The 25,835-nt window shown below is 70.7% G+C and carries 17 protein-coding genes; 2 read left to right on the forward strand and 15 right to left on the reverse strand.

The genetic code is table 11. From position 1 onward, the window contains the following. Window positions 1-5 precede the first annotated feature (5 nt). The 10 genes from GVV76_RS06930 to GVV76_RS06975 all read right to left on the reverse strand — a co-directional run bounded on the left by GVV76_RS06930 (window position 6) and on the right by GVV76_RS06975 (window position 16,193). A complete protein-coding gene (locus GVV76_RS06930; protein ID WP_159625908.1) occupies window positions 6-3,704 on the reverse strand; it encodes a bifunctional glycosyltransferase/CDP-glycerol:glycerophosphate glycerophosphotransferase in 3,699 nt (1,232 codons plus the stop codon). Between the two features lie 43 nt (window positions 3,705-3,747). After that, entirely contained in the window at window positions 3,748-4,140 is a 393-nt protein-coding gene (gene tagD / locus GVV76_RS06935; RefSeq protein ID WP_159524467.1) for a glycerol-3-phosphate cytidylyltransferase, read from the reverse strand. A 163-nt stretch (window positions 4,141-4,303) separates the two neighbouring features. Then, on the reverse strand, window positions 4,304-5,665 hold the full coding sequence (wecC, locus tag GVV76_RS06940) for a UDP-N-acetyl-D-mannosamine dehydrogenase (RefSeq protein ID WP_159625910.1): 1,362 nt from the start codon (window positions 5,663-5,665) through the stop codon (window positions 4,304-4,306). Window positions 5,666-5,761: 96 nt separating this feature from the next. Beyond that, the gene (locus GVV76_RS06945) at window positions 5,762-6,955 is read right to left on the reverse strand and encodes an LCP family protein (protein ID WP_159625912.1); all 1,194 of its coding nucleotides are present in this window, start codon (window positions 6,953-6,955) and stop codon (window positions 5,762-5,764) included. Window positions 6,956-7,015: 60 nt separating this feature from the next. Further along, on the reverse strand, window positions 7,016-10,123 hold the full coding sequence (locus GVV76_RS06950) for a CDP-glycerol glycerophosphotransferase family protein (protein ID WP_159625914.1): 3,108 nt from the start codon (window positions 10,121-10,123) through the stop codon (window positions 7,016-7,018). A 38-nt stretch (window positions 10,124-10,161) separates the two neighbouring features. After that, window positions 10,162-11,337 carry a branched-chain amino acid aminotransferase gene (locus GVV76_RS06955; protein WP_159625916.1) on the reverse strand — a complete coding sequence of 392 codons (1,176 nt, stop codon included), beginning with the start codon at window positions 11,335-11,337 and terminating at the stop codon, window positions 10,162-10,164. A 133-nt stretch (window positions 11,338-11,470) separates the two neighbouring features. Next, a complete protein-coding gene (locus tag GVV76_RS06960; protein WP_159625918.1) occupies window positions 11,471-12,541 on the reverse strand; it encodes a 3-isopropylmalate dehydrogenase in 1,071 nt (356 codons plus the stop codon). A gap of 278 nt (window positions 12,542-12,819) precedes the next feature. After that, complete coding sequence (gene ilvC / locus GVV76_RS06965) at window positions 12,820-13,851, reverse strand: ketol-acid reductoisomerase (protein WP_159625920.1); 1,032 nt, start codon at window positions 13,849-13,851, stop codon at window positions 12,820-12,822. A gap of 9 nt (window positions 13,852-13,860) precedes the next feature. Then, a complete protein-coding gene (gene ilvN, locus GVV76_RS06970) occupies window positions 13,861-14,409 on the reverse strand; it encodes an acetolactate synthase small subunit (RefSeq protein WP_175994047.1) in 549 nt (182 codons plus the stop codon). A 5-nt stretch (window positions 14,410-14,414) separates the two neighbouring features. Then, complete coding sequence (locus GVV76_RS06975) at window positions 14,415-16,193, reverse strand: acetolactate synthase large subunit (protein ID WP_159524474.1); 1,779 nt, start codon at window positions 16,191-16,193, stop codon at window positions 14,415-14,417. Window positions 16,194-16,465: 272 nt separating this feature from the next. Here GVV76_RS06975 and GVV76_RS06980 point away from each other — a divergent pair, with 272 nt between their 5' ends. Next, window positions 16,466-18,130: an aspartate:alanine exchanger family transporter gene (locus tag GVV76_RS06980; protein WP_235905702.1), complete on the forward strand. Its 1,665-nt coding sequence runs from the start codon at window positions 16,466-16,468 to the stop codon at window positions 18,128-18,130. A 91-nt stretch (window positions 18,131-18,221) separates the two neighbouring features. On the opposite strand, the gene GVV76_RS06985 is transcribed toward GVV76_RS06980, so the two are convergent. Next, a complete protein-coding gene (locus GVV76_RS06985; RefSeq protein ID WP_159524475.1) occupies window positions 18,222-19,508 on the reverse strand; it encodes a threonine/serine ThrE exporter family protein in 1,287 nt (428 codons plus the stop codon). Between the two features lie 206 nt (window positions 19,509-19,714). Between GVV76_RS06985 and GVV76_RS06990 the strand changes: the two genes are divergently transcribed. After that, window positions 19,715-20,773: a LacI family DNA-binding transcriptional regulator gene (locus tag GVV76_RS06990; protein WP_236263281.1), complete on the forward strand. Its 1,059-nt coding sequence runs from the start codon at window positions 19,715-19,717 to the stop codon at window positions 20,771-20,773. Between the two features lie 37 nt (window positions 20,774-20,810). Here the strand turns inward: GVV76_RS06990 and GVV76_RS06995 are convergent, their stop codons facing one another. From GVV76_RS06995 to GVV76_RS07010, 4 genes are read right to left on the reverse strand one after another with little or no spacing between them, the layout of a single operon-like run. Then, window positions 20,811-22,022 carry a glycoside hydrolase family 32 protein gene (locus tag GVV76_RS06995; protein WP_159625922.1) on the reverse strand — a complete coding sequence of 404 codons (1,212 nt, stop codon included), beginning with the start codon at window positions 22,020-22,022 and terminating at the stop codon, window positions 20,811-20,813. Between the two features lie 14 nt (window positions 22,023-22,036). Next, a complete protein-coding gene (locus tag GVV76_RS07000) occupies window positions 22,037-22,846 on the reverse strand; it encodes a carbohydrate ABC transporter permease (protein ID WP_159524477.1) in 810 nt (269 codons plus the stop codon). A gap of 12 nt (window positions 22,847-22,858) precedes the next feature. Next, complete coding sequence (locus GVV76_RS07005; RefSeq protein WP_159625924.1) at window positions 22,859-23,728, reverse strand: carbohydrate ABC transporter permease; 870 nt, start codon at window positions 23,726-23,728, stop codon at window positions 22,859-22,861. Window position 23,729: 1 nt separating this feature from the next. Continuing rightward, window positions 23,730-25,115, reverse strand: coding sequence for an ABC transporter substrate-binding protein (locus tag GVV76_RS07010; RefSeq protein WP_159625926.1), 1,386 nt, complete (start codon window positions 25,113-25,115; stop codon window positions 23,730-23,732). Between the last annotated feature and the right edge of the window lie 720 nt (window positions 25,116-25,835).

Genomic DNA, 25,835 nt, shown 5'->3' on the forward strand with positions numbered 1-25,835 from the left:
GTCGGTCAGGTCATGAGGGCGCCAAGCGCCCGCTCGGAGGCGTGACCGTCGTCCCAGGGGACGAAGAACTCGGCGCGCTGGCGGTAGCGGTCCCCGTAGCGCTCGTCGTAGGCCCCGATGCCCTGGATCTCGGCGAGGAGGGCGTCCTGCTCGTGCAGGAGGGGCCCCACGGCGCAGTCCCCCACGGTCATGTACATCCCGCGCGAGGCGGTGTAGTCCTCCAGGTCGGGGACGTAGTTGAACACCGGTTTGCCGGTGCACAGGTAGTCGAACATGACCGAGGAGTAGTCCGTGACCAGCGCGTCGGAAACGATGAGCAGGTCGTTGATGTCGTGGTGCTCGGTCAGGTCGAGGATCTGGGACCGGCTGGCGTCCTTGGCCGAGGCCCGGCGGTTGTAGTTGTGCCCTCGCAGGATGATGGTCCACTCCTCGCCGAGGTCAGCGGCCAGGCGGTCCAGGTCAAGCAGCTCGCGCATGGCCGAGACCTGGCCGCCGGCGCCGGTCTCGCGGAAGGTCGGGGCGTACAGCAGCACGCGGGCGTCGGGGCGCAGGCCGAAGCGGGAGCGCAGGTGGTCGCGCTCGGCGTCGTCAGCCCGCACGAGGCGGTCGTTCCGGGGGTAGCCGATCTCCAGGATCGGGCCGTCGTAGAAGAACTCGCGGGCGGCGATGGAGGAGAAGAAGGGGTTGGGCGAGACGAGGCCGTCCCACTCCGCGCTCTCCTCGCGGCCCCGCAGGGCGCCCACGGCGTAGGCCCAGGGCGTCTCCTCAATGTGGGAGCGCCCGATGTGCTTGAGCGGCGTGCCGTGCCAGGTCTGCAGGTAGCGCTGGAAGGGGCGGTTCCCGTAGCCCTCGATGCCGCCGACGTTGTTGACGACGTAGCGGGCCCGGGCGAGCACCTCGAACCACTTCGTGGAGCCCTTGAGCAGCGGGGTTGCGCCGTCGGGCACGATGACCGAGCCGTCGTTGACGGCCCAGTAGAGGTCCAGGTCGGTTCCCTGCCTCTTGAACTCCTCGAAGAGGGCCAGGGGCGAGTCGGCGGCGTGCCCCTCCATGAAGGACGCGAACACGGCGGCGTCCATGGGCTCGATGCCCGTGGCGGTCTTCCACTTGCCCAGCAGCCGGAATCGGTTGTGGCGCCCGCGCTCGGTGTGGAGCAGGCCCTCGTCGACCCGCATGGTCATATCCAGGGAGTCGGCGGAGACGTGGAAGCGCGAGTGCAGGGCGCCGTCCCAGATGTTCATCTGGAGGGTGGTCTGGAGCAGCGAGGAATTGGCGCGGATGCGGTACTTGGAGTCCCGCCCGTCCACACGCAGCCAGAAGTGGTACTCCCCCGTCCTCCAGGCGATCTCGCGGTCGGCATACCAGCCCTTCTTCCAGGGGCGGATGGTCACCGCGAAGCGCCCGGGCGTGGGAATCTCGAAGCCGCAGTGCTCGAAGGCACCCTGATCGCTCCACATAGACACCGTGGAGGCAGGGTCGACCTCCGCGGGGCAGCGCCCGGTCAGGCGCCAGGCGTGGTCCTCATAGGTGATCTCATCGACGATGAGGGAGGAGGCACCATCGACGAGGCACAGGGAGCCGTCGGAGTCGCCGCGAACCGACCAGGCCCGGTCGGGGCGCTCGCGCACGAGGCCCTGGGCGGGCACGACCCGCTCCCAGTCCCCGCGGGCGCTCTTGACCTCCAGGTGCCAGCCATTGCGAGCCCCCTTGGGGACGTCACGGCCCGGGACCCTCGACATGGACATCGAGGCCTCGACGGCGCCATCGGCGGCCCTGAGCACCGCGGGCAGGGTGGTGGAGTCGTGGTCACGGATGTAGCGGGCCTCGCGGATCGGCGAGCCGTCGACGCAGCGGATGACGGTGGCGAGGCTGGCGTCGCGCTCGACGACGCGGGTGGCCATGAAGGAGAAGCGGCGCTGGTCCAGGGTCAGGGGCCTGGTCCAGGAGGACCAGTCGATGGAGGCCCTCCAGCCGTCGTCGGAGACGGCGGTGTCCCCCAGGCGGATCGCCCCGCCGCGCCACACGGGGCGCAGTTCCTCGAAGTCGGAGGCGTGGCTGCGCGAGGCCACCGAGTACCACAGGCTCCAGGACCGCGACGCGCCGGGCTCCTCGGGGAGCGCCGGCAGGCGGGCGGCCAGGGGCTCGGAGATGATGAAGCCGCAGTCCTCGCGGTCCCCGGTGCCGGCGGGCCAGGAGCCGTTGGCCCACTCGTTGCGCACGCGGCGGTGCTCGATGGGCACGGTCAGCCCGTCGGTGGAGCGCAACTCGAAGGAGATGACCTGCTCGCTGCCCGTGGGCAGGATGTCAAGGAAGGCGTAGCCCTCGACGGTAAGCAGCCCGTCGCGGATCTGCGCCTCGGTGACCGTGCAGCGGGGCCTGGCGTAGCGGCTCATCGAGTCGTAGCCGCCCTCGATGAGGGGGGCGAGCATCTCAGTGTTGACGCTGAGATCGGCGCGGATGCCCCGCTCGTCCTCGATGATGGGGATGTCGAAGAAATGGCGGTTGATCCACGCCTCGGCGCGATCGGCCATGGCGATCTCGCCGCGGGCCTGCCAGGCCACGAGAGCCCGACGGCCCAGGGGGATGCGGGCCATCAGCTCGGGGGTCACATACGGCCAGTAGCGGGTGAGGGTTGAGATGTAGGCCTGGTCGAACTCGGGATCGTTCCCGAGGTAGGGGGCGTAGACGGGCAGATCCCCCTCGAGGAGCTTGAACAGAAGGGTGTCGCGCAGGACCTCGGAGTTGTCCTGATCGGCGACGAGGTCCCAGGTACGGTCCACCATCTCCATCTTGTCGACGAGGTTCTTGAGCTCCCCGCGCTTCTGGGTGATGGAGGAGCGGTCCTCGCGCTCGCGGTAGAGGTAGACCGAATCGAAGACGACGTCGATCGCCGAGGCCGCGGCGTAGGCGCGGGCCACGGGGAACATGTCCTCGTAGAGCTTGCCGACAGGGAAGTCGATGCCATTTGCCGCCAGCAGCGACCGCCGGTAGACCTTGTTCCAGGAGGTCGTGTCGAACATGAGCTCGGGGTGATCCTGGATCTGGACGCCGGTGGCCACCCTCGACCCGGGCGCGAGCTCTGGGTAGAGGGACTGGTCGTGGGAGTACCCCTGGTTCCAGCCCTGCCATTTCCTCTCGCCCTGGAATCGGAGCACGTTGCCCGTGGCGATATCCGATCCGCTGTGCTCCAGGGCGCCCATGAGGCGCTCATAGGCGCGCGGGTCCAGGAGATCATCGGAGTCGACGAAGCCGATGAAGTCCCCGGTGGCGATGGCCATTCCCGCGTTGCGCGCGTCGGAGAGCCCGCCATTGGGCTTGTGGAGCACGCGGATGCGGGGGTCGCGGGCGGCCCAGGCATCGCACATCTGGCCGCAGCGGTCTGGCGAGCCGTCGTCGACGAGGATGATCTCCATGTCCTCGTAGGTCTGCTTGACCACGGACTCGACGGCGGCGTCCAGGTACTCCTCGACCTTGTACACCGGGATGACGACGGACAGCTTGGGGCCGGTGGTCATGGAGTGCTGGACCGGCTCAGTGGAGGCGGCGGCTGCGAGCACGGGCGGCAGGTGGGATGGCTGCTGGCCCTGCTCGGCGGCCTGATGGCGCCGGTGGTAGAGCGACCGCCGCACGGGCTTGGGCACCACGGCGCGCCAGATCGACTTCAACGCGGTTGTCGTGGAGGGGGCGGGGCTGTCCTCGGCCATCGGGCCTCCTTCGTGCTCGTTCTCGCGGGATGTCAGGGAGGGGTCAGGACTGGGCGATATCGCCCTTGATCTGAGTCGTCGAGATCTCAGGCGTCCGGGGCAGGTACACGATCTCGCAAAGACCGCCGAGCTGCTCATCGAACCGACCCGTCCAGTCATCACCCATGACGAAGGTGTCGATCTCGTACTTGACGAGGTCATCGACCTTCTGCTCCCAGTTGTTCTCGGGGACCACCAGGTCGACATAGCGGATGGCTTCGAGCATCGCCCGGCGCTCCCCGTAGGAGAAGTAGGCCTTCTTGCCCTTCCCGGCGTTGAATTCATCAGACGACAGGGCGACCACGAGATAGTCGCCGAGGGCCCTCGCGCGCCGGAGCAGCTCGATATGCCCGTAGTGCAGGAGATCGAATGTCCCATATGTGATGACGCGACGCATCGAAGAACTCCTCAGGGAGAGGCCAGAGCACCTTCAGAACCGAAGATCACGATTCGACACCGAGTATGGCCGATCAAGCCCATCCTGTCACCCGCCCGATGGCCGCAGTTCCATGGACAACCTCACAGAAACAGCATTTGACCTGGTAATTTTCAGCGAACGTTCAGGGTCTCCGCTGGCGCCAGAGGCCCCGGGTGTCGATAACCGCCCTTCCGGCGAGCGTCGCATGATCGAGGTCGCGCATCTCCCGGTGGTCCACGAGGAGGACCACGGTGCTCGCCTGGGCCACCGCGTCCTCGATGGGCGCCAGGCTCACTTTGGGCCAGCCGGACAGGGATTCCGGAAGGGCTTCGATATGCGGCTCGGCGACGATGATCCGCGCGCGCGGGAGCGCCCGCGCCAGCGCCTCGACGATCGCCAGGGCGGGGGATCCGCGCAGATCGTCGACGTCGGCCTTGAAGGCGAGCCCCAGCGCCGCGATGGTGGGGGCCGCCTGCCCCCTCACGGCGCCCAGCACCTGCTCGACGACGCGCCCGGGCGCGGCATCATTGACCTCGCGGGCGGCGCGGATGAGCCGCGCCCGCTTGGGGGCGGCCTCGACGATGAACCAGGGGTCCACCGCGATGCAGTGCCCGCCCACGCCGGGCCCGGGATCGAGGATCGACACCCTCGGGTGCCGGTTGGCCAGCTCGATGAGCTCCCAGGGGTCCACGCCCTGGTCGGCGCAGATCGCGGCGAGCTCGTTGGCGAACGCGATGTTGACGTCCCGGTAGGCGTTCTCCGCCAACTTAGCCAGCTCCGCCGTGCGCGCGTCGGTGAGCAGGAGCTCGCCGGTGGAGAAGGCGGCGTAGAGGCTCATGGCCCGCCGCGCCCCTCGGGCGGTGAGCCCGCCGATGATCCTGTCGTTTTCGACGATCTCGGCCATCGCCCGCCCCGGCAGCACCCGCTCGGGGCAGTGGACGACGTCGACGGCCGCGCCGGCGCGCCGCGCGCGAGCGGCGGGGGGCGTGGCACGGGTGGTTGCGCCACCGGCGTCGTCCTGCTCGGTGAGCGGGACCGCCAGGTCGGGGCGCGCCGCCTGGATGGCGCGGGCCAGGCGCGCCGTGGTGCCCGGCGGCGACGTCGACTCCAGGATGATGAGCTCGCCCCCGGCCAGCACCGGCGCGATGGCCGCCCCCGCGGCGTCGACGCTGCCCAGGTCCGCCCGGTGGCCGGCGGCCAGGGGCGTGGGGACGGCGACGACGTATGCGTCGGCCCGGGGCATGGTCCGCTGCGTGGTGAGCCTGCCCCTCATGATCTGCTCGGCGACGGCCTGCTTGAGGCCCTCCTCGACGAAGGGGGGCTCGCCCCTGCCCACGGCCTCGACCCTCGACGCGGAAGTGTCCACGCCGATGACCCTCAGGCCGGCACTGCTCAGGGCCGCGGCGGTGGGCAGGCCGATGTATCCCAGGCCAACCACCGCGACGGTGCTGATCGGGGCCCCGTCCGATGGGTCGGCCGGGGCGAGGGTCCGCGTCGTCGTCACTGTCTCACTCCATCTGAGGGCCCAAGGGGCCGGTGATGCCGCCTATTTCCGTTGATGCCGCCGACGGCTGGCGAGCGGGGCCACATGGCCTCCGCCTCATTCGACGGCCGCTGGCAGTTGCGGGACGGCGTCGGCGTGCTCGGCGAGGTACTGGGAGACGGTGTCGTTGGCGACCGCCTCGAACAGCGGGGCGTCGGCGGCCCGGTCCAGCAGGACGATCGACTGGCCGTCCTCACTCGTGCCCGTCCCCTGGACGGGGGCGGTCACGTAGGTGATGCCGCTCGATCCCAGGCCTCGCAGGCTCAGGGCGAGGGACTGCATCTCGTCGATAGAGAAGCCCTCGTCCACCGCCATGGTGCGGGCCGCCACGGAGAGGAATCTGTAGAGCCCCGCGGGATCGGACATGAGGCCCCCGTTGAGGACCTGGGAGACGACGGCCCTCATCCAGGCCTGCTGGCGCTGGATCCTGGAGAAGTCGCCCCGGGAGAGGCTGTAGCGCTCCCTGGTGAAGGCCAGGGCCTGCGCGCCGTTGAGGCGCTGGGGGCCCGCGGCGAACTCGGTACCCGCCAGCGTGGTCGGATTCCTCAGGCGCAGCGTCACCCCGCCGATCTCGTCGGTGAGGGCGGCGAAGGACTCGAAGTCGGTCACCGCGAAGTGGTCGATGCGCACGCCAGTGAGGCTCTCAACGGTTTGGATCGCCAGGGCCGGCCCGCCGTAGGAGAAGGCGGCGTTGATCTTCCCGGTGCCGTGCCCGGGGATGGGGACCCAGGAGTCCCTCGGGATGGAGATGACCGAGACGCCCCGGCGGTCGCCGTTGATGTGGATGAGCATCATGGCGTCCGTGCGCTGGCCGCCCTGCTTCCACTGGGAGGGGTCGCCGGCGCTGATCCGGGAGTCCGACCCCATGACGAGGATGTTGACCGGGGCATCGCCCTGGGCGTCCGCCGCGGAGGGGCGCTCGGTGAGGCTGGCGAAGGGGTCCGGGATCCTCTCGATGGCCGAGTCCACGCGATGACGCAGCCACCATCCGAAGGCGCCGACGCCCGTGACCAGGACGAGCAGGAGGACCAGGACGGAGACGAGCCCGACCCGCCAGCGGCGCCCTCGGGGCCCTCGGTGGCGCGCGGGGAGCACGGCGCGGGTCGCGTCATCGGCGGGGCCCGGATCAGCGGGGCTCATCGGATCGCCTGGCAGGGGCACCTCGGCGCTTGAATCGTCGGTGTCGCTCGGCACATCCGGATTTCTCGCGTTGTCATCAGCGGCAGGGACGAGATCAGGGGTCTCGTTCATGTAACTATGCCATCACACCAGTGGCGTTTCCACCAGCCCGAGGGCCCGGCGGGAGTGTCATCAGGGCAGATGCCCCAGGGACTGCGCCACCCAGGCGCGCAGATGCGCCAGCGTCCGCTCGACGGGATCGGGGCCGGAGCCCTCCACGGCCACGGCGGCCGGACTACCGCCCGGGCTGGGAGGAGCGGCCAGGGCCCGGCACAACTCGGCGATGAGCTCCGCGTCGTCGTGGGTGACGGGCCAGGGGGCGTCGTCCGGCCAGCGGCCGTACAGGCCCTGACGGCGCCGGTAGTCCTCTAGGTCGGGCACGTGCACGATCGCGGGGCGGCCCGTGAGCGCGAAGTCCATGATGATGCTCGAGTAGTCGGTGACGAGGACGTCCGCGGCGAGCATGAGGGCCTCCGCGCGGGGATGCCCGCTGACGTCGATGACGCCCGTGGGGGCGCCGGGGCGCCCATCCGGGGCGGCGAGCGCGAGGCGGTTCATGTGGTGCCCTCGCACCAGGACGACGGCGCCGGTCTCTCCAGCGATGCTCGCGGCGTCGGCGATGCGGGTGATTGGGGCCTCCCCCTCGCGCAGTCCCTCGCGCCAGGTGGGGGCCAGCAGGACCACCGGGGCGTCGTCGGCGATGTCCAGCTCGGCGCGTGTTCGGCGCCGGATCTCGGCCCGGGGGCGCTCCCCCGCGGTCAGGGGCGCGTTGCGGGGGTACTCCCCCACCCAGGTGGGGCCCGCGAAGCCGAGCGCCGAGCGCAGGCGTTCCTCGGCGGCGGGCGTCTGCGCGAGCAGCAGGTCCCACTGCGGGGCCTGGGAGGCGATCATGCGCAGGTAGGTGAGGCTGGTCGCCCCGGGGGCGGCGTCGTGGCCGAGGCGCTTGATCGGCGTGCCGTGCCAGGTCTGCAGGACCCGCTGGCCGGGGCGCTTGACCCACCAGATCGGCAGGCAGTCGTTGGTGATGATGACCCGTGCCGCACGCAGGGCGCGGAACCACTCCTGGCCGCCGCGGACGACTGGGATCGTGCCGGGTGGCGCGGGCACCGTCCCGTCGACGACGGAGAACCAGAGCGGGGCGCCCAGCCCCCGGCGCGCCAGGTCCGCGGCGATGGCGCCGGGGCTGTCCTCGCCGCTGCGGCCCTGGAAGGACTCCAGGAGCACGCCGTCGACGAGCGGCCCGGCGTCCTCCTCGATGAGCAGGCGCCTGCCGCGCCGCGTCCGCTCCCCGGGGGCCAGGGGCGCCAGCAGGCTCAAGGAGACGCGCCCGGTCTCGATGGCGAGCCGCGCGCCGCGGGAGCGGCCCGCCACATCGACCACCGGGGCGAGCCCGGCCGCGGGGGCGCAGTCCGTGAATGCCCCGCTGGGCAGCGCCCATCGGAGCCGGTAGGCCCCTCGCGCGATGCCGGGGTCGTTGAGCGGGATCGAGGCGCGCCACAGGGGGCCGGAGGTTCCCATGGCGGCTTCGGCGGCCCCCTGCGAGGAGGTCAGGATGAGGCGCGCCGAGGACTCCTCCACCCAGTCGCCGCCGGGCCCCTCCAGCCAGAGGCGCTCCCCCTCGGCCCAGGCCCGGCCGATCCGGGCGGCCCCGGGCGCCTCTCCCAGGGCCGAAGGCCCCCCACCGGGGGCGGCCAGTGCCGCGCCGACGCGCAATCGACCGTCCTCGCCTCGCCAGGCGGCGCTCAGGCCCGAGCCCACGGCCCCGCTCATCCAGATCGGGGCCGCCAGGTGGTCCGAGAGCTCCTGGGCGCCCGCGCTCAGCGCCACGCGCAGCGGGGCGCCGGTCCCGGGCGGCGCGCCCAGGGTCACGGTGGCGCGGAAGCCCGCGGCCCCGTAGCCGCGCCAGGGGTCCTGGGCGGCCTCATCGGCCTCGGGGGCGCTGCGCGGCTCGACCTCGACGGCGCTCGGCGCGGGCGGCCCGTGCTTGGCAGGAGTGGCGCCTCCCTCGCTGGCCGACTCGCCGACGAGGGCGATCCGGGGCCTCCCGGCGAGCGCGGGATCGAGGCCGGGCACGCGAGCCCAACCCTCGATGACGAGGGTGCTCGCGTCGCGCCACGCCAGGGTCGTAGCGCGGGCCTCCACGCGCAGGTCGATGGGCCGCACGGCGAGCAGCTCCGCGGGCAGGGCGGTCAGGCGCCCCAGGACGGGGGCGGCGGCCGCCAGACCGGCGCGGGCATCGGGGACGAGGGGGAGGCTGGTGGTGTCCTCGGCGCGCGAGGCCAGTGCCTCCCAGAACTCATCGAGGGGGCCATGGGCGAGGACCCAGAGCAGCACCCGGTCGAGGAGCGGCAGCGTCGCCCAGGCCGGGTCGGCCGCGCTGGGGACGAGCCGGACGGCCAGGGCGCGCAGGCGCCGGGCCCCCTCATCCCCGGCCGTCGCGGCTAACAGGGCCAGGGGCAGGAGCCTGTCCCTCAGGACGCTCCCCAGGACGCGCTCGCGCACGGGCCCGGCGGCGGCGCTGAGCAGCGCCGGCAGGTGATCCGCCGTGCGGGCCAGCCGCTCCAGCCGGCGCTCGCGACTGAGCGGCCCCATCGCCGTGCGGGAGCGGACGAGGGCGTTGACGACGTCGATCCGCCTGGCGGCCAGCAGCAGGCCGAGGACGGCGTCGGCGCTGTCCTGAGAATCACCAAGCGCGCCGCCCGCGGCCAGGCGGCACCAGGCGCTCGTGCGGGCCACGAGACGGCCGGGCGCCGGGGCCTCCAGGACGCCCAGGGCCTCATCGAGCCGCAGTCCGCGGCCCGCGGGGCCCAGGGGCTCGGCGCGCCAGTCGCCGTCGAGCACGCGGCTCGCCCCGACGGCGAGGTCGGATCCCGATCGTTTGAGGGAGTCGATGAGGGCGGCGGGCCCATCGTGCTCGATCCGATCCTCCCCCCTCATAAGGAGCGCCCATCGGGAGCGGGCGGCCCCCAGGGCCGACCCGGCGCCGCCGTCGATGACGCGGACGCGGGAGTCCCGGGTGGCGAGCGCCTCGACGGCCTCGCGGGCGGGCCCGCTCAGGGCGTGGCCCCCGGCGGCCCCGCCCGCGGCGACGATGACCTCGACCTGGCGCAGGGACTGGTTGAGGCAGGAGCGGATCGCCGCCTGGGCCGCCTCCGGGCCCCCCGGGGAGGCCAGGACGAAGCTGAGCGCGGGCCTGCCCCACCGCCGTCGGAGGCGCTGGGGCAGTCGTGGGCCGGGCACGATCAGGGATGGGGCGGGTCAGGGGACGGCGCCGCGGCTCAGGCGAGCCGGTACATCCATCCGTAGGGGTCGGGCTCGAGGCCGTTCTGGATGGCGGTCAGCCGGGAGTGGATCTCGCTGGTCACCTCGTGCCCGCCGAGCTCGACCTCGAAGCCCTCCCCCTTGAGTCGGCCCAGCGGGACGACGACGGCCGCGGTCCCGCAGGCGAAGGCCTCGCTGATGGCCCCGGAGCGGATGCCGTCGAGCAGGCCCGGCAGGCTGATCGTGTCCTCGACGACCCGCCGTCCGGAATCCACCAGGAGGCGCAGGATCGCCGAGCGGGTGGATCCCTCCAGGATCGTGCCGGTCAGGCGGGGCGTGCGCACGGTGCCGTCGGCGTCGACGACCATGAGGTTCATGCCACCGAGTTCTTCGATGTTCGTCTGGGTGACGTCGTCGAGGAAGCAGACCTGGTCGCAGCCCTGCTCGGCCGCGATCTGCTGGGGAAGGAGGGAGCCGGCGTAGTTGCCGCCGGTCTTGGCCGCGCCCGTACCGCCCCGGCCGGCGCGGTGGTAGTCGCTGGAGACCCAGATGCTGATGGGCGTCAGTCCGCCCGTGAAGTAGGCGCCCGACGGCGAGGCGATGACGTAGTAGTCGATGACGCTGGCGGAGTGGACCCCGAGGAAGGCCTCGGAGGCGAAGGCGAAGGGCCGCAGGTAGAGGGACTCGCCCTCGCCGGTGGGGACCCAGGCGGCGTCGGCGCGCACGAGGCCGACCAAGGAGGCGATGAAGTCCTCCTCAGCAAGCTCGGGCATGGCCAGGCGGCGGGCGGAGGCGGCCATGCGGGCGGCGTTGTACCGGGGCCGGAAGGTCCACACGGAGCCGTCGGCGTGGCGGTACGCCTTGATGCCCTCGAAGACCTCCTGGCTGTAGTGGAGGACGGCCGCCGCCGGGGAGAGGCTGATGTCCCCGAAGGGGATGATGCCGCGATCGGTCCAGCCCTGCCCGGCGATCCAGCGGGCGTGGGCCATGTGGTCGGTGAAGCTGGAGCCGAACCCGGGGCTGGCGAGGCGCGCGGCCCGCTCCGCCTCGCTGGCGGGCGCGGGGTTGGGGGTGAGCACGAAGCGGCCGGCGAGCTCGTCCGCCGCGGGGACGGGGACCTCCGCGGCGCGGGCCAGCGGGGTGCTGAGGGAGTCGATCGAGAAGTGCGGCGTCGCAGCGGTGATCTCAGACATGGGCACACCCTACGTCCGTTCTCATTGACCGGACAGGGGGTCTCACATGCCGTCTTGCGCCGTCGGCGCCGCGGTGGCCCCAGTCGTCGCCGCCGCGGCGGTGCCGCGCCCCGGGGGCGGGCTCCGCGGTGGCTCAGGCCCGAAGCGCCTGGGCGATCGCGTCCCCGATCTCGCTGGTCGAGCGGGTCAGCGGACCGCCCTCCTGGTTGGCGCGCGCCCGGGTGACCATGTCGGCGTCGACGGCGGCGCTCACCCGCGCGGCGGCGTCGGGCTCGCCGATGTGCTCCAGCAGGAGGGCAACGGCCAGGATCGTGGCCGTGGGGTCGGCGATGCCCTGGCCCGCGATGTCGGGGGCCGAGCCGTGGACGGGCTCGAACATGGAGGGGAAGGCCCGGTCGGGGTTGATGTTGCCGGAGGCGGCCAGGCCGATGCCACCGGTGATGGCCCCGGCCTCGTCGGTGAGGATGTCGCCGAAGAGGTTGTCGGTGACGATGACGTCGAAGCGGGAGGGGTCGGTGACCATGTAGATGGTGGCGGCGTCGACGTGGCAGTAGTCGACGCTCACGCCGGGGTAGTCGGCGCCGACGGCCTCGACGGTGCGCCGCCACAGGTGGCCCGCGTGGACAAGGACGTTGTGCTTGTGGACGAGGGTGAGGCGCTGGCGGCGGGCATTGGCCTGCTCAAAGGCGTAGCGCACGACGCGCTCGACCCCGTAGGCCGTGTTGACGCTGACCTCGGTGGCGATCTCGTGGGGGGTGCCCACGCGCACAGCGCCGCCGTTGCCGCAGTAGAGGCCCTCGGTGCCCTCGCGCACGACGACGAAGTCGATGTCCCCGGGCTCGGCCAGCGGCGTGGGCACGCCCGGGTAATGCTTGGCCGGGCGCAGGTTGACGTAGTGGTCGAGCTCGAAGCGAAGGCGCAGGAGGAGGCCGCGCTCCAGGACGCCGGAGGGCACGGAGGGGTCACCGACGGCGCCCAGGAGGATGGCGTCGTGCTCCTTGATGGCGGCGAGGTCCTCATCGGTGAGAGTGTCGCCCGTGGCGTGCCAACGCTCGGCGCCGAGGTCGAAGTCGGTGCGCTCGATGGACGCGCCGGTGCCGGCCAGGGCGGCGTCGAGGACCTTGAGGCCCTCGGGGACGACTTCCTTGCCGATGCCGTCGCCGGGGATCACTGCGAGCCTGATGGTGTGGGGCGCCTGAGTCATGGGCCCAGGCTAAGCCCTTGCCACGATGCGAGATGTGCAGTCCGCATCCTGACCGCGCCCTTGGGCGACCAACGAGGCGGCGGGCAGCCAACGAGGCCGGGCGCGACCACACGCGCGCGTCCCCGTGCAGCCGCTGATCGGCCGCACGGGGACGTCGTTGTTCGTAAGGACACGCCGCCAGGGCACGAGGGCGCCACCCCTAACGGAGCCAGCGCCCTCGGGCGACTCACCGGGCCGAGCGGATGGGCTCAGTGAACCGGTTGAGTCAGCCGGTCGGTTCAGCGCGCGACGGAGCCCTCGGTGTAGTCGGAGTCGACCTCGGCGCGCCAGGCGAACATCGAGCGGACCTCACGGCCGACCTTCTCGATCGGGTGGCCCTCGCCCTTGGCCCGCAGCTCCTTGAACTCGGGGCCGCCGGCGGCCTGGTCATCCATGAAGCGCTTGGCGAAGGAGCCGTTCTGGATGTCCGCGAGGACCTCCTTCATGTGCTCCTTGACATCCGGGGTGATGACGCGCGGGCCGGAGACGTAGTCCCCGTACTCGGCGGTGTCGGAGATGGACCAGCGCTGCTTGGAGATGCCGCCCTCGACGATGAGGTCCACGATGAGCTTGAGCTCGTGCAGGACCTCAAAGTAGGCCATCTCCGGCTGGTAGCCGGCCTCGACCAGCGTCTCGAAGCCGTACTGGATGAGCTGGGAGGCGCCTCCACACAGGACGGCCTGCTCACCGAAGAGGTCAGTCTCGGTCTCCTCGCGGAAGGTGGTCTTGATGGCGCCCGCGCGGGTACCGCCGATGGCCTTGGCGTAGGACAGCGCCGTCTGCCAGGCCTGGCCGGTGGCGTCCTGCTCGACGCACACCAGCACCGGGACACCGCGACCGCCCTCGAACTCGCGCCGCACCGTGTGGCCGGGGCCCTTGGGGGCGACCATGACGACGTCGATGTCCGCGGCCGGCTTGATGTAGCCGAAGTGGATGTTGAAACCGTGGGAGAAGAGCAGGGCGGAGCCGGGCTTGATGTTCGGCTCGATCTGCTCGGCGTACAGGGTGGCCTGGACCTGGTCCGGGGCGAGGACCACGACGACGTCCGCCCAGGCGACGGCCTCGGCGACGGGCTTGACCGGCAGGCCGGCCTCCTCCGCCTTGGCCACGGAGGCGGATCCCTCACGCAGGCCGACGACGACCTCGACGCCGGAGTCGCGCAGGTTGAGCGCGTGGGCGTGGCCCTGGGAGCCGTAGCCGATAACCGCGACTCGCTTGGACTGGATGACGGACAGGTCGGCGTCGTCGTCGTAGAACTTCTCAGCTGCCATGATGAATGATCACTTTTCCTTAAGTTGATCTGTGATGGATCTCGGACCGCGCGTAATGGCGACGGCACCGGACTGGACGATCTCCTTGACCCCGTAGGGCTCCAGGGAGGTCAGCAGTGCCCGGACCTTCGACTCCGATCCGACAGTCTCGATGACCACCGAACTCGGGGAGACATCGACGACATGCGCGCGGAACAGGTCGACGATCTGCAGGACGGCGGTGCGGTTGGCATCGTCGGCGTGGACCTTGATGAGGTAGAGCTCGCGCTCCACCGAGGTGGCGGGATCGAGCTCGACGATCTTGAGGACGTTGACGAGCTTGTTGAGCTGCTTGGTCACCTGTTCCATGGCCCGGCCCTCGGCGTTGGCGATCACGGTGATGCGCGAGACGCCGTCGGTGTCGGTGGGGCCCACGGCCAGGGAGTGGATGTTGAAGCCGCGGCGGGTGAACAGCGCGGACACGCGGGTCAGGACGCCCGGGGTGTCCTCAACCAGCACGGACAGGGTGTGCATCGTGCCCGCGGCGCTCGCCGCGCCCGCGGTACTGGCTGCGCTCATGGGGCTCACTCCTCCTCCCACGCCGGGCTCATGCCCAGGGCGTGCTGAATCTCGTCATTGGACACGCCCGCGGCGACCATCGGCCACACCTGGGCGTCGGCCGAGCAGATGAAGTCGACGACGACGGGGCGGTCGTTGATGGCGTTGGCCTGGGCGATGACGTCATCGAGGTCCTCCAGGCGCTCGCAGCGCAGGCCCACCGCGCCGTAGGCCTGCGCCAGGGCCACGAAGTCTGGGACGCGCCGGGTTCCGGAGCCGGTGTGCAGGTCCGTGTTGGAGTAGCGCTGCCCGTAGAAGAGAGTCTGCCACTGGCGCACCATGCCCAGGGAGGAGTTGTTGATGATGGCGACCTTGATGGGTATGTCGTTGAGGACGCAGGTGGCGAGCTCCTGGTTGGTCATCTGGAAGCAGCCGTCGCCGTCGATGAGCCAGACGGGGCGGTCGGGCCGGCCGAGCTTGGCGCCCATGGCGGCGGGCACACCGTACCCCATGGTGCCGGCCCCCGCCGAGGTGAGCCAGGAGCGGGGCTGGTTGAAGCCCAGGAAATGCGCGGCCCACATTTGGTGCTGCCCGACGCCGGTGGCCCAGATCGTGTCCCTGGGGGCGCCGGCGGCCAGGTGGGTGATGACCTCCTGGGGCTGGAGGACGCCGTCGTCGGTGTCGGTCCAGGCGATGGGGTAGCGGCGGCGGACATCGGCGACCTCGGCCACCCAGGGCTCCAGGCTCACGCGCTCCTCGCCCTGCGCGGCGATCGCCGCGGTGAGCGCGGGGACGACATCGAGGAGGTCGCCGACGATGGGCACGTCCGCGGTGCGGATCTTGGAGATCTCAGCGGGGTCGATGTCGACATGGATGACGGCGGCGCGCCGGGCGAAGGTGTCGGGCCTGCCCGTGACGCGGTCGTCGAAGCGCGCGCCGAGGCTGACGACGACGTCCGCCCTCTGGAGGGCCCCGACGGCGGGCACGGTACCGTGCATTCCCGGCATCCCCAGGTGGAGGGGGTGGTCGGTGGGCATGATGTCCAACGCGGTGAGCGTGGTGACGAAGGGGGCACCGAGGGTGTCGATGAGCTCGGTGAGCGCCTCGGTGGCGATGCCCGCCCGGGCCAGGCCCCCGCCGAGGTAGAGGACGGGGCGCTGCGCGTGGGCGAGGACCTCGGCGGCCTGTTCGATGCGCCGCTGGTTGGGGCGCCCGGGAAGGCTGTAGCCGGGCAGGCTCAGCCGGGGCGGCCAGCGGAACTCGGCGGTGCCCACCTGGGCGTCCTTGGTGACGTCGACGACGACGGGGCCCGGGCGCCCGGTGGAGGCCAGGTGGAAGGCCTCGGCGATGCGCTCGGGGATCTCCGCGGGATCGGACACCAGGAAGGAGTGCTTGACGAAGGGCATCGTCGAGCCGATCACGTCCGCCTCCTGGAAGGCGTCGGTCCCGATGGAGCCCGCGCTCACCTGCCCCGTGATGGCGACCATGGGCACGGAGTCCATGTGCGCGTCGCCGATGGGGGTGATGAGGTTGGTCGCCCCGGGACCGGAGGTGGCCACGCACACGCCCGGCCTCCCGGTGGCCAGGGCGTAGCCCTGGGCCGCGTGCCCGGCGCCCTGCTCGTGGCGCACGAGGACGTGGCGGATCCTGGAGCTGGCCAGCAGTGGATCGTAGAAGGGGAGGATCGCGCCGCCCGGCATGCCGAAGATATCGGTGACCCCGAGCTCTTCCAGAGAGCGCACGAGGGCCTCTGCTCCCGTCATCACCTCGGGGACGGCCGCGTTCGGGGTGTCCTGGCGCGCCATCATCGCCCTCCAATCGGTCGGTCCTCCCGGCGCGGCGCCGGCTGGGACCACCGTATGGCAGTCCACGAGGCGAGTCATATCAGAGACCGATCATCTCACATCATGGAATCACGGATGGCAGGAGGGGCATGTGTCCCGGTCAGGCCGCATCCCGGGCGCTGTGCCTTTGGTCCGTCATCAGACATGGTCCCGTTAATGAGAGAATGTCCGGGCATCCGCCGGCGCGACCGGCGGGCAGGGGGCATCGCCGCCCCGGACATGACCGCTTCTCAATGACGACCCTGCGCGCCGAGGCCGGGCAGGACCGGAAGGCTACGATCATCGTGACCCACGGACTACTCACCCATCTGGCCGAGAACCCCGTTCTCGTGCTGTTCCTGCTCATCGGGCTGGGGATGCTCGTCGGCCATGCGAAGGTGCGCGGAGTCAGCCTGGGGGCGGCCGCCGTCCTCTTCGCGGGCATCGCCCTGGCCGCCTGGGGGATCTCCCAGCAGGTCGAGATCACGATCCCCGCCCCGCTGGGGACGCTCGGCCTGGCGATCTTCACCTTCGCCATCGGCATCCAATCGGGCCCCAACTTCTTCCACGTGCTGCGCACCGCGGCGGGGCCCCTGGCGCTCATGCTGCTGTTCTTCGTCGTGGCCGCGGGCGCCGGCCTGGGACTGGGCCACGTCCTGGGCATGGACTCCGCCCAGATCGCCGGCACCTTCGCCGGAGCGCTCACCAACACGCCAGCGCTGGCCGCCGCGGGCAACGCCGCCACGCTCTCGGGGAATCCCGAGGGCGCCGCGATCGCCACGGTCGGCTACGCCGTCGCCTACCTGTACGGCGTCATCGGGATGCTGTTCTTCACCCTCCTGGCCCTGCGCTACCGCAGCTCGGACCGCGACAAGCCCTCCCCCCTGGCCAACCGCACGATCCGCGTGGAGCGCTCCGACGGCCCGATGATCGCCGACATCGCCACCAGGATCTCCGGGGAGCTCAAGTTCTCGCGCCTCAGGCGCGGTGAGACCGGGCCGATCACCCGCCCCTCGGGCGAGGACCGCGTCTTCAAGGACGACCTGGTGACCGTTGTCGGCAGCCAGGACGCCGTCAACCAGGTCATCAAGGAGCTGGGGCACGGCTCATCGCACTCCCTCATCGAGGACCGCAAGTACCTCGACTTCCGGCGCATCACCGTCTCGGACCCGAAGCTCGCCGGCCACACCGTCGCCGATCTCGACATCGACCGCCGCTTCGGCGCGACGATCTCGCGCGTGCGGCGCGGCGACGTCGACATGGTCGGCACCCCGGACCTGGTCCTCCAGCAGGGGGACCGCGTGCGCGTCGTCGCCCCCACCGGGCGGATAGCCGAGGTGTCGAAGTTCTTCGGGGACTCCGCGCGGGGCCTGTCCTCGATCAATCCCATCGCGCTCGGCCTGGGCATGGCCCTGGGCATCGTCATCGGCGAGTGGGAGATCCTCACCCCCACCGGCGCCACCTTCTCCATCGGCTCGGCGGCGGGCACACTCCTCGTCGGGCTCGTGTTCGGCCGGATCGGGCGCATCAAGAGTTTCGTGACCGCGATCCCCTTCACCGCCACGGCCGTTCTCGCGGAGTTCGGGCTCCTGGTCTTCCTCGCCCAGGCCGGCACGAAGGCGGGAGGCCAGATCGCCGACGCCTTCACCGGCGGCGACTGGTGGAAAATCCTGCTCACCGGGTTCGTCATCACGACGATCGTCGGGATGGGCCTGTACGCCTCGATGCGCTGGATCGTGAAGATGGGCGGGACGCGCCTGTCCGGGCTTATCGGCGGGGCGCAGACGCAGCCGGCGGTCCTGGCCTTCGCCAACGAGCGCACCGGGGCCGACCCCCGGGTGGCCCTGGGCTACGCGATGGTCTACCCCGTGGCCATGATCGTGAAGATCCTCATGGCGCAGATCCTCGGGGGCCTGTGAGGCGCGGCCCGCGGGCACGATGAGGGCCCGGGCTCACTCATGGTGGGCCCGGGCCCTCATCGTCAGCGCTTGGCGCCGGCGCACTCCGCTCTCAGTCGCCCTCGGGCTCCGGCAGCTCGATCATGCCCGAGGTGGGCACGTCGTGGCGCCAGTTGCGGTCCGTCATGATGCGGGCCAGCGCGAGGCCCACGCCGATGGCGATGATGACGAAGAGGACCTCCGCGATGCTGGCGGCCGCCTGACCGACGGCCACCCGCCTGTCGACCGTGTGGTCATTGAGCGCGGAGATCGCGCGGTAGAAGGGGACGCCGGGGATCATGATGACGACCGCCGGCACGGACAGCGCCACGCGGGACAGGGAGGCCCGTGAGACGAAGGCCTGGGCGAGCAGGCCGATGGCGACGGCGGCCAGCCCCACGGCCATCTGCCACGGAACCTCGTGAACGTCGGTGAGGACGAGCCTGCCAGTGTTCGCCACGGCCCCGATGATCGCGGAGATGAGGCAGGCGCGCGCCCGGGCGTTGAACAGGATGGCGAAGCCGTAGGCGGCGACGAAGGAGCACAGGAGGCGGAGGCCGTAGAGGAGCGGTCCCTCGGGCGTGGGGGCCGGCGTGCCGTTGACGTCCCAGTCGGCGATGGAGGTGACGGTCCAGACGGCGACGCCGGCCGCCATCATGACCATGACGACGTAGGACATGCGGGACACCGCGGAGGAGAAGTCCTGGCGGAACAGGTCGAGCATGGCGGTGACCATGGGGAAGCCGGGGATGAGGAAGAGGATCGCGGAGATGATCCCGCCCTGGTGCCCTGCGGAGATGATCCCGGCGGCGCTGAGCCCGCCGATGACCACCATGTAGAGGGTGGACGCGATGACGCCGCTGACGAGCCAGGTGTAGAAGTGCTGCATGTGGCGCACGAGCATGGCCCGGCGCGCCGCCTGTCCGAGCGCGGCGGCGAAGAGCACCGCGAGGCACTCGGCCCATCCTCCCTTGTTGAGGAAGCAGAACCCGGCGCAGGCGATCCCGGAGGCCAGGGCATTGGTGATGGGGCCGTACAGCCCGCGCATCGACTCGACCTCGGTGAGCTTGGCCTCGAGGACCTCGACGCGCTCGTGCGCGCGCAGATCGTGGACGATGCGGCGCAGCGCTTCGAGCCGATCGACATTGACGCCGACGCGGCGCACCTCGGCTGCCTCCGTGCGGAAGCGCTCCCCCTCGTAGGAGGAGGTGACGAGCTCCGTCATGGTGACGGTGGCCTGGTGGCGGTCGATGCCGACGGCAGAGGCGGCCCTGGCCATCGCCGACTTCACCCGGTAGGAGCCGGCTCCAGCGGCGAGCATAAGCTTGCCGAGGTGGAGGACCACCTCGGACTGCTGCATCAGCCTGTCGGCGTCGAGGCCGGATCGGAGGCCGTGAGTATCGTTAGGGAGAGGCGTCTCATTCACGGCGTTATGCTGCCTGACGCCGCTGGCCCGGGCGGGGCCCGAAGGCCCAGAGAGTCGCGTGGCGCTGAGCACGTCCCCCATGGGGCGCCGGGGCGCGGGGCGGATTGACAGCGCGTTGGGGCCCTGGTGCCATATGGGGCATGACAGGCAACGAGAGGCAGTCACGTGCTCGCGCCGCGGATGTGGCGGCCGCCGCGGGGGTGTCGACGACCGCCGTGTCCTTCGTGCTCAATGGCCGCGACGAGGGCAATATCTCGCCCGCGACGCGGGAGCGCGTCCTGCGGGCGGCGCAGGAACTCGGCTACCGCCCCAACCATGTCGCGCAGAGCCTGCGACGGAACTCGACCAGGTCGATCGGGCTGGTCACGGACGCGTTCGCATCCTCGCCCTTCGGGGGAAGGCTCCTCTCCGCGGCCACTGAGGAGGCCAACTCCGCCGGCGAGGCCCTGCTCATGATGGACCTCGGTGGCCGCATGGATCGGGCCGCGGAGGCGATCGAGGCCCTGGAGAGCCGCCAGGTCGATGCCATCATCTACGCGACGATGGGCTTCACCGAGCTCGATGAGCCCCCGGCGTCCCGCCTCCCCCTCGTGCTCGCCAACTGCGTCGCGCGCCGCGGCTCCAGGCCCTCGGTGAGCCCCGACGACGCCGGTGGGGCCACCGCCGCCCTCGAGCATCTGGCGGGCCTTGGCCATCGGCGCGTGGCGATGCTGGGAGGGCACTTCTCCCCCGGCGCGCGGCCGGCCGACGTCGGGAACGTCTCGGGACCGATCCGCTGGCGCGCGTTCCGGGCCGCGGCCGAGCGCAGGGGGATCGATGCCCGGCTCGTCGGCCGGGGGTGGATGATCGACGATGGCTACACCGCCGCGATGGAGGCCCTCGGCCTGCCGGAGTCGGAGCGGCCGACGGCGCTCTTCGCCGCCTGTGACCGAGTCGCGGCCGGGGCGCTGCTGGCGGCCGCGCGCCTGGGGCTCCCGGTTCCCGATGATCTGTCGATTATCGGCTTCGACGATCAGGAGGCGCTGGCGGAGAGCCTCGTCCCGCCGCTGACCACTGTCGCCCTCCCCCACGCCCTCATGGGCTCCACCTCGGTCGCGATGGCCTTGGAGGCTGTCCGGGGGGAGGCGCCCGGCCCGTCCCATCGCGTCCTGGAGTGCCCTGTCATGGTCCGCGGCTCGACGGCGCCGCCCCGGCCGTGACGATCGCCGTCGAGTCGGCGGCTCCTGCGCGAGGCCCTCAGGGGACTCGCGGGATGATGGCCTGGGCCCTGGCGGTCCCATCGGTGGCGCAGCGCAGCTCCCATGGCTCGTCATGCCTCCATGTCGCGGGGATCCCCGAATGGCGGTAGAGCTCGAGCACGGCGCCGTCGACCCAGACCTGGTCCCCTGGGGACAGGTCGACCACCCCCCGGGCGGGGTGGCTGAGCCGCGCGCCGTCCCCGAGGACGTCGATCGCCCAGCGCCGATCGGCGAGCACGGTCCGCCCAGCCGGTAGCGCGCTGGCATCCCCGATGAGGGCGGTGGCCGCGCCCGGATCGATCCTGGAGCGGACCTCGCCGCCGGCCAACGACAGGCGTCGGGGAAGACTGAGGCAACCCGAGTGGTCGCGTACCGCTGGGTCCTGGTCCGGCTGGCGCACCCAGCCGAGGAGAAGCGGATCGGCATCCGTGAGCGCGACCTGCGGGGCGTAGAGATCGGCGCCGTCGTCGAGGATGTGAGCGCTCTCGGCGATGAAGCGGAGCCGACCGTCCCTCTCCACGAGGTCGCCAATGGCGGCGACGACCTCGCACAGCCGCCCCTGGTGGTTGAGGGAGACGATCAGGACCCAGCGCCCGCCGAGCGGGAACAACTGGGGGCACTCCCATATGTCGGCGCTCCCGATCCGCCTGAGCAGGGGGTCGTCGTCGACGAGCAACCCGATGTAGCGCCAGTCGGTCTCGCACTCGCGGTCGAACAGGGCGATGGCGGGGCCGCCGTCGGCCAGACCCGCCCCGAGCACCGCCAGCCGGCGGCCCTGGTGCTCCAGCACGTACGGGTCGCGCATGATGACGATGCCGTCGGAGCTCGGGGTGCGCCCTACGACGACCGGCGGCCCCCAGTCGCGCAGGTCGGGGCTGCCCCAGCGCAGGCAGATCGTTGAGACGGCCGAGGAGTCCACGACTCCGGAGTACGCGACGGCGGGCCGGTCGTGCCCGGGCACGAACACCCCCGACCAGCAGCCGAAGGAGTCGGGCCCGCCGGGCGTCGGTGAGAAGGCGATGGGCTCATCCTCCCAGTGGGCCAGATCCCTGCTGGTGGCGTGGCCCCAGGAGATGTGGCCGTGGGCGGGGGCGAGTGGGTTGTGTTGGTAGAACACGTGCCAGACGCCGTCGACGCGGGTGATGCCGTTGGGGTCGTTGAGCCATCCCCTCGCAGGGCGCAGGTGGTAGCTCGTGGTGGCGGCGGCCATTGTTCCAGTCCTCCTCATCGGTGCGATCCCGCCGTCAGCCCCTCGCGCAGCGTGCGCTGCCCGAAGGCGAAGACGAGGAACGCGGGGATCATTGAGATCACGACACCCGCCAGGACCGTGGCCACGGACCCCGTGCCCATATTGCCCTGGAGGGATACCAGTCCCAGGGGAAGGGTGAAGTTCTTCTCGCTGATCTCGAGGATCAGGGGGCGGAAGAACTCATTCCAGTGGAAATTGAAGGCCAGGATCCCCACGATCGCCATTCCCGGCATCGCCAGGGGGGCGTAGATGGAGCGGAAGGTGCGCCACGGCCCCGCGCCGTCGAGCTCGGCCGCTTCCCCCAGCTCCGCGGGAAGCCCGAGGAAGTACTGGCGCATGAGGAAGGTCCCGAAGGCCGTGGGAATGGCCGGGAGGATGAGGGCGACGAGGGTATCGGCCAGGTGCATGCCCCGGATCAGCATGAACACCGGCACGATCGTGACCTGCATCGGCACCATCATCGTAGCGAGGATGAAGGCGAACAGCATCTTCTTGCCCCGGAACTCGAACCGGGCGAAGACGTACCCGGCCATCGCGGCCGAGAGCATCTGCCCGAGGGCGATCGCGCCGGTGACGAGCACCGAGTTGAGGATGAGCAGCCACATGTCGACCTTCTCGAACACCGCCGAGTAGGAGGAGAGATCGAAGGAGCTGGGGATGATGGAGCCGTCGGCAGATAGCGACTCTGCGGGTGGCCGCATCGAGGCCAGGACCGTCCAGATCACTGGGGCGAGGGTGACCAGGCTCGCAAGGCCGAGAACTGCGTAGGTGGCGAGTTTCTTCATGGGTCAGGCTCCTCAGCCGTAGAACACGAAACGTCGGGACAGGCGGAACTGCAAGGCTGTCACCAGCATGATGACGATGGTCAGGATCATCCCGATCGCGGAGGCCCTGCCGAACTGAAGCTGTTTGAACGCCGACTCGTAGATCACCATGACCGCGGTGCGGGTGGAGTCCCCCGGGCCTCCTCGCGTGAGGACGTAGGGCTGGTCGAAGATCTGCAGGGCGGAGATGATCGCCATGACGGAGGCGACCAGGGTTGTGGGGCTGACCAGTGGGAAGGTGATCCGCCAGAACTGCTTCCAGCCCGTGGCGCCGTCGACTTGGGCGGCCTCGTAGACATCCTTGGGGATGGAGGAGAGCCCGCCGAGGAACAACAGGAACGAGAACCCGAAGTTCTGCCACACGTAGACCAGGACGACGACCACCATGGCCCCTCTGGTGGAGGTCAGCCAGGGGACGTTGGCGACGCCGAGCATGGAGAGCAGGTGGTTGACCAGGCCGAAGTTCTCATTGAACAAGTAGGTCATGATGATGGAGACCGAGGCCGCGGACAGGATGAGGGGGAAGAAGAGCACCGAGCGGAAGAAGGACCTGGCCATGCTGGGCATCCTCGTATTGACGAGGACCGCCAGCCCCAGGGCGACCGCGAGTTGCAGGGTCACGGCGACGACGACGAAGCCGATGGTGTTGAGGAAGGAGACTCGGATCGTCGGGTCGGCGGCGATGCTGGCGAAGTTGTCCAGGCCGACGAACTTCGGGGGCGTGATGATGTCCCATGAGAAGAAGGCCAGGCCGATCGAGGCGAGGATCGGCAGGAAGCTGAAGATGCCCAGACCGATCACCGTGGGCGCGAGGAACAACCAGATCAGGACTTTCCGTTGCATGTCATGACTCCAGGGCTCGGGTGAGGTCGGCGTCGAGTCGCTCCAGGGCGCCGGGCAGGGCAGCGGCCGAGCCGGTCACCGCGCCCAGGACGTTCTTGATGAGCGCGGTCTCCACGGCGGCCTGCTGCGGCGGCGCGGGGATGGGCGCGCAGGGGTGCTGGTCGAGGGTGTCGTAGAAGACCTTCCAGTGGGCTGGCCCCTTGCCCGCGTAGAGGGCCTCGTCGCACATCGACCGCCGAGTAGGCGTGGTGTCGGGCTTGGTGAACGCCAGTTTCATGCCCTCCAGGGAGGTGCAGAACTTCACCCATTCCCAGGCCTCGTCCTTGCGCTTGGAGGTCTTGAGGATGGCGTAACCGGCCGCGCCGAACTGGTGGCGCTGAGAGCGCCCCTTGGGGAAATAGGCGACGTCGTAGTCCTCCGGTGCGAGCCCGGCCTCCGACAGGCCCTGGACCCAGTAGCCGCCCGCCGGCGTCATTCCGATGGAGCCTCCCGAGAACTGCCCGACGAGCTCGTTGCCTCCGCCCTGGGCGGGGCTGGTGCCCAGGCCCTCCTCCACGACCGCGCGCAGGAACTCGAAGGACTCGGCCACACGGGGGTCGGAGGCGTTCGAGCCCTCCCAGAGATAGCCACCGGAATAGGCGTCCTCCTGGCCCGGGTAGAACTGCTGCCAGAGCCACTGGCCACCGCTGGCCTTCTTCTCCGTGAGGAAGCTGGTGTCATTGGCGTAGAGCCACGGCACCACTCCTCCCCACAGCCGGTTGGTCCAGTAGAACGGGATGAATCCCGTGCCTGAGGCCCTTTTCATCCGCCGCGCCATCGCCAGGAAGTCCTCGTGGGTCCAATCGGCGGCGGGGTAGGCCACACCCGCGCGCTCCATCGCGGCGGTGTTGAGGTAGATGTTCGCGGCGTTGAAGTCGATGGGCATCTGGTAGAGGGAGCCCTTGTACATAAACGCCTCGATGAGGCTCGGGTGGACGTCCTCGAAGTAGTTCTTGACCTCGGCGGCGTCGCGCTGGATGTAGGCGTCAAGGGGCTCGGCCAGCCTCTCGGCGAAGAGCTGGGCTCCTTCGGTCGCCACGACGCACACGTCCGGCGGCGTGCCGGCCGCCACCATGGTGAGGATCTTGGCGAAGAAGTCCGCCCAGTCGGCGCCCTGGACCGCCTGGAGTTGGACGGGGATATCGGGATGCTGGGCGTTGAAAGCGTCGACGAGGGACTTGCGGGCGGCCGCGTCCTGGTTGGTCCCCAGGATCGCGATCGACAGTGAGTTGTCGTACCGCCCGGGGATGTCCGCTCCGATGAGACGCGACCACTGACTGCCGAGGAGAGCCGCTGAGCCCACCCCCACGGCGCCGGTCAGCAGTCCGCGTCGGGACAGCTGAGTCATCGTTGACCTCCTGCCTAATTCGATTTAGGTGGGATCATTGTTGCCCCCGCCACAGACGGTGTCAAGACTTGAATGGGCTGTGGAGCAGCGCGGTTGGCTGCTGCGGCGCTGCGGTGCCCGGTGTGGGCGGCCCCCGGCCCACGAGCGAGCACGGGCCAGCACGGACGAGCACGAGCCCCCCCGGGATACCGTCTGCCCCCCACCCCCGCCTCACCCCCGGGATACCGCCCCACCCCGCAGAAACCGTCTCACCCCCGGGATACCGCCTCACCCCCGTGATACGGCCTCAAACTGCGAGAATGAGGGCGCAACGCCGGGCCGAGACGGTATCCCCGGGGGCAGGCGGTATCCCCGGGCCCAGGCTCTCGCCTGGAGCCCCCGGGTGGGCGGGGTGCCGGCCACTCTTTAGGCCCTCTTGCCGGGCGCGGGGCGGCAAAGCGGGGCAACAAAAAAGGGGGGCCGGGCCCTCACCACCGCGCCCCCCCCAGGCCCCTACCACCGAGTCCTCAAGGGCCCCGCCACCGGGACCCCCGGGGCCCTTTGCTTATCGAGTGATTCTCGGGGCCTGAGCCACCCCTTGTCGCGCGACGCGTTGGTGACCGCTGATCAGGGAAGCGACCCATTTTTCAGGCCTGACGCGCCCCCGGGAACGGGACCGGTTGCCGAAAGGCTGATTCAGCCTGTGAAGTCAGGGACCATCCACCATGGGGGGTCACGACA

It is taken from the genome of Actinomyces sp. zg296 (assembly GCF_009829695.1).
Taxonomy (GTDB): domain Bacteria; phylum Actinomycetota; class Actinomycetes; order Actinomycetales; family Actinomycetaceae; genus Actinomyces; species Actinomyces marmotae.